This is a genomic window from Megasphaera jansseni (genome assembly GCF_047974155.1).
GTDB lineage: Bacteria > Bacillota > Negativicutes > Veillonellales > Megasphaeraceae > Megasphaera.
This window is the reverse complement of sequence record NZ_JBHYRR010000053.1, coordinates 1-6287: the sequence shown is the minus strand read 5'-3', so window position 1 is coordinate 6287 and position 6287 is coordinate 1. Positions and strand designations below refer to the sequence as shown.

Below are 6287 nucleotides of genomic sequence, written 5' to 3'. Positions count from 1 at the left end.
GGGTTGTATTGTCCGAGTGTTCACTTTCGAGGGTGTAAACACTTAGGGGCTGTCCAACCTTATGGGTACAGTATAATTTTTAATCCCATACGACAAACGATGAACGACCTACGATCAACGTAAAAATAGGCTGCCGTAATGGGCAGCCTATTTTTTTATCCCAATCCCAGGCAGACCAGGGGCAGAGTGACGATGGAGCAGAGGGTCGTGACCAGGATCATGCCGGCGGCGTAATTGCCAGCCGAGCGCTGGTTCTGGGCCAGCATGACCACGGCGGCCATACTGGGCAGGGCCGCGAGAAGACTCATCGTGACCGTTACCTCGTGGGCTACGCCCAGGGCTTGGCAGAGCAGGTAGAAAATGGGCGGGAAGAGACACATCTTGACGATGACGTCGCCGTAGAATTCTTTCCTGCGGATGTACTGGGGGATGTCGATGTAGCAGAACAGGCCGCCCATATAAATCATGGCCAGCGGTGTCGTCAGCGCACCGGCCTTGGTCAGGGCCGTATTGACCGGGTCCGGGAGATGGACGCCCGTAAAGATGCCGACGATGGCCAGGACGATGGCGATGGTGGCCGGATTGACCATCTTTTGCAGGCGGTTTGCGATGGACATGGCGTTTTCCCGGTCCACCGGGGCCGTCAGGTTGACGCCCAGGGTCCACAGCAGGAGTTGGTCGATGACCGTGAACAGGGCGATGTAGAGCATCCCTTGTTCCGGAAAGACGGCTGCAATGATGGGGATGCCCATGAAGCCGATGTTGCCGAACATGGCGCAGGCCCGATAGACGTGATTTTCATTGCCTTTCAGCCCGAAGAGGCGTGCCAAAAGGCGGCAGAGCAGGTATAATAAGAAGTACATCAGGGCCGTCACGGCCAGAACCGGCAGGGCGCTGATGAACTGCTGGCGTGTCGCCCCGTTGAGGGTATTGGAGAACAAGAGCAATGGCAGGGATATCTTGGTGATGAACCGCGAAAAGACCCCTAACGAGCGGCTGCCCAGGACGCGCATGCGCACGGCGGCGATGCCGATGAGAATGTAAATGACGAAACCGATGATTTGCGATAAGACAATAGAAAAATAAGCCATTAGCCAAGTCTCCTTTCTAAAACGTCCCCATTTTATCATGGGTATGGCCAGGCTGACTAATGAAACCTTTGACTTTTGCCATGAAAAAAAGTGATGGATAGGAAGACCGACTATGGACCTTACGAAAATACAATACTTCCTGGAAGCGGCACGGCTGCACAATTTCACCCAGGCTGCCAGGAACTGCCACATCGCCCAGACGACGATGACCAAATATATTTCCCAGCTGGAAAAAGAGTTGGGATGCCGGCTCTTTAGCCGGGAACACCGCGGCGTATCACTGACGGCAGAAGGGCGGCGCTTCTATGAAGGCATGGAAAAAATCTGCCAGGAATATCAGGACCTGCGCAGCTCCCTGCACCTGAAACAGCGGAAAGGCCTCTATCTGGGCATTGCCATGCAGGAGTACATCGAAGCCCTGTGGCTGCGCCGCTTTGAAGAAGCCTTTCCCGACTGTAAGATGTATTTCAGTTTCCACGACATCGAAGAGTTAGAAGAAAGCCTGGCCAACGGGACCCTGGACGGATTCCTCTTTTCCGATGCCCAGTCCCTGCGGAGCCGCTTCACCTGCCAGAAGCTGTTCGCCATCCGCCAGTCCTTTATCTGTGCCAAGGTCCTGCTCGAACGCTACGGGACGGTCGGGAACATCATCGCCCACAGCCCCTTTGTGACCAAGTCCAACAGCCCGGCCTACACGGCCAAGATACACCAGCACTGCCGCCATGCCTTTCAGCAGGATTTCCTGTCAGTCCGCACCTGCAAGACCCTGTCGGAACAGCTCCTGACCGTCAGCCTGTCCCAGGGCTTCGCCATCCTGCCCATGCCTGAAAGCGATGCCTATCCCGGCCTGAGCGTCATCCCCTTAGGTGATGAATTTACAGAACATGCCGTCCTGGCTTATCGGCCGGACGGCATGACAGAAGAGCTGAAGAAATTTTTATCCCTTTTTTCCGGGATGCCATAGTTCACTCAGGGCGACGCCGCCGAGGATGCAGGCCGCTCCGATCCATTGCAGGAAAGTCAGGCTTTCGCCCAGGATGATGGCCGACAGGGCCAGGGCCGTGAAGGGTTCCAGATAGCCGCAGATAGAGACGCTCTGGGCGGACAGGCGCTGGACACCGGAGAAATAGAGGTAGTAACCGAGACCGGTATTGACGATGCCCAGGCAGATCATGCAGGCGATGTTGGTCATATCCAGGCTGACCGGTTCTGTCGGCATGGACAATGTGACGGCGGCGACGACGAGTGATGCCACCAGTAGCTGACAGGCCGGGGACAGGATGCCGCCGACGCCGCTGACTTTTTTCATGGCAATGATGAGCAGGGCGAAGCAGAGGGCGCTCAGAAAGCCGCAGGCCAGGCCCCACGACAGGCCGTGGGCCTGAAAGTCGGCGCCGTTGATACAGAGTATGCCGACGGTGACGATGACCATGGCGGCTACCTTGGGGAGGGTAAAGGGTTCATGAAAGACGAAATACGACAGAATCATGATCAGGATCGGCCCGCAGTAACACATGAGGGTCGCCAGGCTGACGCCGATTTGCTGATAGGCTTCATAGAGGAAGAGCCAGTTTCCGGCCAGGAAGATACCTGACAGGAGCAGCCAGGCCAGGGAAGGCCGGGCGACGTGGCGCAGGCTGCTCCATTCGTGGCGCCAGGTTGCCAGGAATAGCAAAAACAAACCGCCCAGGACCGTTCGGGTCAGGACGATTTCGTAACTCGACAGGGGAATATGACTGGCAATGATGCCATTGGTGCCAAAAATGACCGTAGCCAGGATGAATTTGATGTACGCGTTTTTCATGGGCATCCCTCCTTCAGGTTGATGACTCTAATATACCATATCTTCCCTAAACTGTCAGCTCTTGGGGAGACGCAGGCAGGATGGCGCCTTGACAGAGGAGGGACCTTATGATAAAGTAATGGCCGTGGCCTCATCGAGGCTGCTGTTCAATTTAATCAGATTGCCGCCGGGTACGCTTGTACTATTCCGTTAGGCCTTTGAAGGAATAGTATGGGGCGTACTTTTTTTTTCGGCGGCTAGGAAAAGGAGCGATTCGTATGTCTTGGATGTATTTATTGATTGCCGGTGTCTTTGAAATGGGATGGGCTATTGGCCTCAAGTATACTCATGGGTTCTCGCAGCTCATACCGAGTGTTATTACCCTGGCCAGCATGATAGGGAGCCTCTTCTTTTTGAGCCTGGCCCTGCGCCATCTGCCTATTGGCATTGCCTATGCCGTCTGGACGGGTATCGGCATTGTCGGTACGGCCGCAGCCGGGATTTTCCTCTTCCATGAATCGACGACGCCCTGGCAGGTCCTGTCCCTGGTCCTGATCATCGCCGGTATCGCCGGCCTGCGCCTGACCAGCGCGGCTTGAAGGGCTGTTGCATGGAGGCTTCTGTCATGATTGGGGAAACCTCTCAGTCAGCTGCGCTGACAGCTCTCCTATCAGGAGAGCCTTTGCGAGCCACTAGCCACGAGCCACGAGCCACGAGCCACGAAATCTATGGTATAATAGGGGAAAAACAGAAAAGGGGAACTGCCATGAGTATGCATCATGAAGTAGCCATTACCTGTCCGAAATGCCAGAAGACCGGGGTCTTTACGGTATGGGACAGTATCAATACCAAGCTGGATCCGGACATGAAGGACCGCGTCAAGTCGCTGGAAGCTTTCCGCTATCACTGCGGTCACTGCGGGACGGCTGTCCAAGTCGATTACGGCTTCTTGTATCACGATATGGACCATCATTTCATGGTCTTCTATGCGCCGACGGATAAGGACCAGGAAAATGCCGACCGCGATATGGCCGACGGCCAGGATAAATTCAAGGCCATGGTCGAGAAGGCGGGCTATGTCTTCCGCCTGGTCCGCAGTAAAGCCGATTTGCTGGAAAAAATCGCCATCTTTGAAGCCGGTCTCGACGACCGCCTGATGGAATTGACCAAGGCCGCTGCCCTGGCTCAGGTCGGAGAAAAGGAAAAGGATTTCACCGTTACGGAAAGCCATTTTGTCACGGCTGACGACGGCTCTCTGCGCCTGAATCTCATCGACGGGACCCATGGCCAGCAGGCCTATGTCGACTTTGCCAACGGCCTGGGCCAGCTCTATGGCCAGTTTGAAAAGAACTTTGCCGCCGACCTGCCGGCAGAAGACGCCGTCCTGGCCCGTGTCGATGCGGACTGGACGCAGCAGTTCTTGAATAAATACTTGTACAATTAAAGGGAGGGACTTCCATGTCGAAACTCGTCGTCGTCATCCAATGCGATATCGTCACCAAACGCTGCAGCGGTTATGCCTGCATGAACACCTTTGTCAACCGCAAGGATACTTTTGCCGATTATCCGCCGGATACGCGCTTCCTCATGATGACCTGCGGCGGCTGCTGCGGAGCCGGGCTCTCGGCGAAACTGGAAAATCTGGGTAAGAAGCTGAAGAAATACGGCGATGCCAAGGAAAATGTGACCATTCATTTCGCGTCGTGCATCGTATCCGACAGCTATCACCGGCCGCCCTGTCCTTTCCGCAATTATATGGCCCAGATCATCGAACGCAAGGGCTATCCCCTGGTTCACGGGACCTATATTTCCCGCATGACTGAAGAAAAACGGAAGCAGGGAACCTATCATGCCTTATAGAAAAGAGAAAGGCCTTATAGCAGCCATCCTGCTGGTCAGCCTCTTGGCTGGGGGCCTGGCCTTCCTGCCCCTTCCTATAGCGGCAGCCGCAGGGACGACAGCCGTCGATACGAAGGCCATGAAACAGGCCGACTGGCAACTGGCCCGGGCTTATGACCGGCCCATGCTCGACGTTCCGGCCGGTGCCGATACGATTATGGGGCCGGCGACGATTCCGGCCCGCCAGATGGTCCATTTCATCCGCCAGCGCAATCCTCATCCTAAATTGAATGCGCCCCTGGAAGACGTCGTCCAGGCCTATTATGAGGAAGCCGGCCGCGAAGGCATCCGTCCTGACGTGGCCCTCTGCCAGGCCCTGAAGGAAACGGGCTACTTTGCCTATGGCGGTGACGTGTCGCCGGACCAGAATAATTTCTGCGGCCTCGGTGCGACGGGCAATAAAGTCGCCGGTGCCCGTTTCGCCACGCCTCAGCTCGGCGTACGGGCCCATATCCAGCATCTGTTGGCCTATGCCAGTACGGAGCGGCCCAAGACGGCCATCGTCGATCCCCGCTATGAGCTGCTGGCCGAAAAACATCCGGAACTCTATGGCCAGGTCACGACTTGGACGGGCCTCAATGGCCGCTGGGCCGTGCCGGGGAAACATTACGGCCAGGAAATCCTCTGGATGTGGACGGAAGCCCAGACGCCGGACGGTACGAATGACAGCCTGATCACGGGCTTCGAGAGAGTCTTTGCCCATCCTGACGATGCCCAGGCCTATCTCTACCGGGGTATCCTCTTCTTCGACCGCCACGACTACTGGCTGGCCGAACGGGACTTCCGGCGCGCCCTGGAACTGGACAAGACGTCACCGGCGGCCTGGTACGACCTGGCTTTGACGCAACAAAAAAGAGGGGAGCCAGAAGCTTCCCTCACCAGTTACGACCAGGCTATCGCCTGCCGGCCGGAATATCTGCAGGCCTGGTATAATCGCGGCCTCTTGGCCATGGACCTGCACCGGGACGACGAAGCCCTGCAGTCTTTCCAGGAAATCCTGCGCTTTTCGCCGCAGTCGGCCGATGCAGCCAACGCCATGGCCATCGTCTATCTCCGCCAGGGGAAATATGACCAGGCAGGATCCTGGCTGGAAAAAGCAGGCCGGATCAATTCAGCCAATCCCAGGGTCCAGGCCAACTACGCACAATTCCAATCTTATCGGCGATAGCTGTATTTGAATTTCATCAATTTATCCATCAAATATTCCAAGTGACTCTTTTCCGTCTTACACGGTCCATCGGTCGTCTGTACCAGGTGGGCCGTTTCTTTTTTCTGATTGAATTCCACTTCATAGCCATGCGTCACCATCAAGGCTTGTTCCAATCCATAGATCAACATAAGCACTGCCCCCTTTTTACTCCTAAAACAACAAAAGATGCAACGGCGAAATAAATGCTGCGTTGCATCTTCTGTCTTGCTGTTCTGTTTGTACTTATATTATATAACTTTATAATATAAAAATCAATAAAATATTTTGAATAATTGTCAAAATATTTAAATAAATTATGAAACCA

General features: G+C 55.2%; 8 protein-coding genes. 5 read left to right on the top strand and 3 right to left on the bottom strand.

Annotated features, from left to right (window positions below; all coding sequences use genetic code 11):
- Window positions 1–155 precede the first annotated feature (155 nt).
- Window positions 156–1091, bottom strand: a complete 936-nt coding sequence (locus ACE418_RS13195) for an AEC family transporter (protein WP_416451039.1) — start codon at window positions 1089–1091, stop codon at window positions 156–158.
- A 112-nt stretch (window positions 1092–1203) separates the two neighbouring features.
- On the opposite strand from ACE418_RS13195, the gene ACE418_RS13190 reads away from it, so the two are divergent.
- Entirely contained in the window at window positions 1204–2055 is an 852-nt protein-coding gene (locus ACE418_RS13190; RefSeq protein WP_416451038.1) for a LysR family transcriptional regulator, read from the top strand.
- Here the strand turns inward: ACE418_RS13190 and ACE418_RS13185 are convergent.
- Entirely contained in the window at window positions 2029–2895 is an 867-nt protein-coding gene (locus ACE418_RS13185) for a DMT family transporter (RefSeq protein ID WP_416451037.1), read from the bottom strand. The two genes, ACE418_RS13190 and ACE418_RS13185, sit on opposite strands and share 27 nt — an antisense overlap.
- 257 nt (window positions 2896–3152) lie before the next feature.
- On the opposite strand from ACE418_RS13185, the gene sugE reads away from it, so the two are divergent.
- The 4 genes from sugE to ACE418_RS13165 all read left to right on the top strand — a co-directional run bounded on the left by sugE (window position 3153) and on the right by ACE418_RS13165 (window position 5941).
- Window positions 3153–3473, top strand: a complete 321-nt coding sequence (gene sugE, locus ACE418_RS13180) for a quaternary ammonium compound efflux SMR transporter SugE (protein ID WP_416451036.1) — start codon at window positions 3153–3155, stop codon at window positions 3471–3473.
- A 167-nt stretch (window positions 3474–3640) separates the two neighbouring features.
- Window positions 3641–4318 (top strand): CpXC domain-containing protein, encoded by a 678-nt coding sequence (locus ACE418_RS13175; protein WP_416451035.1) that lies wholly within the window; start codon window positions 3641–3643, stop codon window positions 4316–4318.
- A gap of 14 nt (window positions 4319–4332) precedes the next feature.
- Complete coding sequence (locus tag ACE418_RS13170; protein ID WP_416451034.1) at window positions 4333–4734, top strand: CGGC domain-containing protein; 402 nt, start codon at window positions 4333–4335, stop codon at window positions 4732–4734.
- A complete protein-coding gene (locus ACE418_RS13165) occupies window positions 4724–5941 on the top strand; it encodes a tetratricopeptide repeat protein (RefSeq protein ID WP_416451033.1) in 1218 nt (405 codons plus the stop codon). The genes ACE418_RS13170 and ACE418_RS13165 overlap by 11 nt, the downstream gene beginning before the upstream one ends.
- Here ACE418_RS13165 and ACE418_RS13160 read toward each other — a convergent pair.
- Complete coding sequence (locus ACE418_RS13160) at window positions 5929–6111, bottom strand: hypothetical protein (RefSeq protein WP_416451032.1); 183 nt, start codon at window positions 6109–6111, stop codon at window positions 5929–5931. The genes ACE418_RS13165 and ACE418_RS13160 overlap by 13 nt on opposite strands.
- Window positions 6112–6287: the final 176 nt, after the last annotated feature.

Bases quoted from the DNA above. Each gene is read 5' to 3' on its own strand.
- ACE418_RS13175 (WP_416451035.1), top strand. From the start codon at position 3,641: ATGAGTATGCATCATGAAGTAGCCATTACCTGTCCGAAATGCCAGAAG.
- ACE418_RS13190 (WP_416451038.1), top strand. From the start codon at position 1,204: ATGGACCTTACGAAAATACAATACTTCCTGGAAGCGGCACGGCTGCAC.
- ACE418_RS13185 (WP_416451037.1), bottom strand. From the start codon at position 2,895: ATGAAAAACGCGTACATCAAATTCATCCTGGCTACGGTCATTTTTGGC.
- ACE418_RS13195 (WP_416451039.1), bottom strand. From the start codon at position 1,091: ATGGCTTATTTTTCTATTGTCTTATCGCAAATCATCGGTTTCGTCATT.
- ACE418_RS13170 (WP_416451034.1), top strand. From the start codon at position 4,333: ATGTCGAAACTCGTCGTCGTCATCCAATGCGATATCGTCACCAAACGC.
- ACE418_RS13165 (WP_416451033.1), top strand. From the start codon at position 4,724: ATGCCTTATAGAAAAGAGAAAGGCCTTATAGCAGCCATCCTGCTGGTC.
- sugE (WP_416451036.1), top strand. From the start codon at position 3,153: ATGTCTTGGATGTATTTATTGATTGCCGGTGTCTTTGAAATGGGATGG.
- ACE418_RS13160 (WP_416451032.1), bottom strand. From the start codon at position 6,111: ATGTTGATCTATGGATTGGAACAAGCCTTGATGGTGACGCATGGCTAT.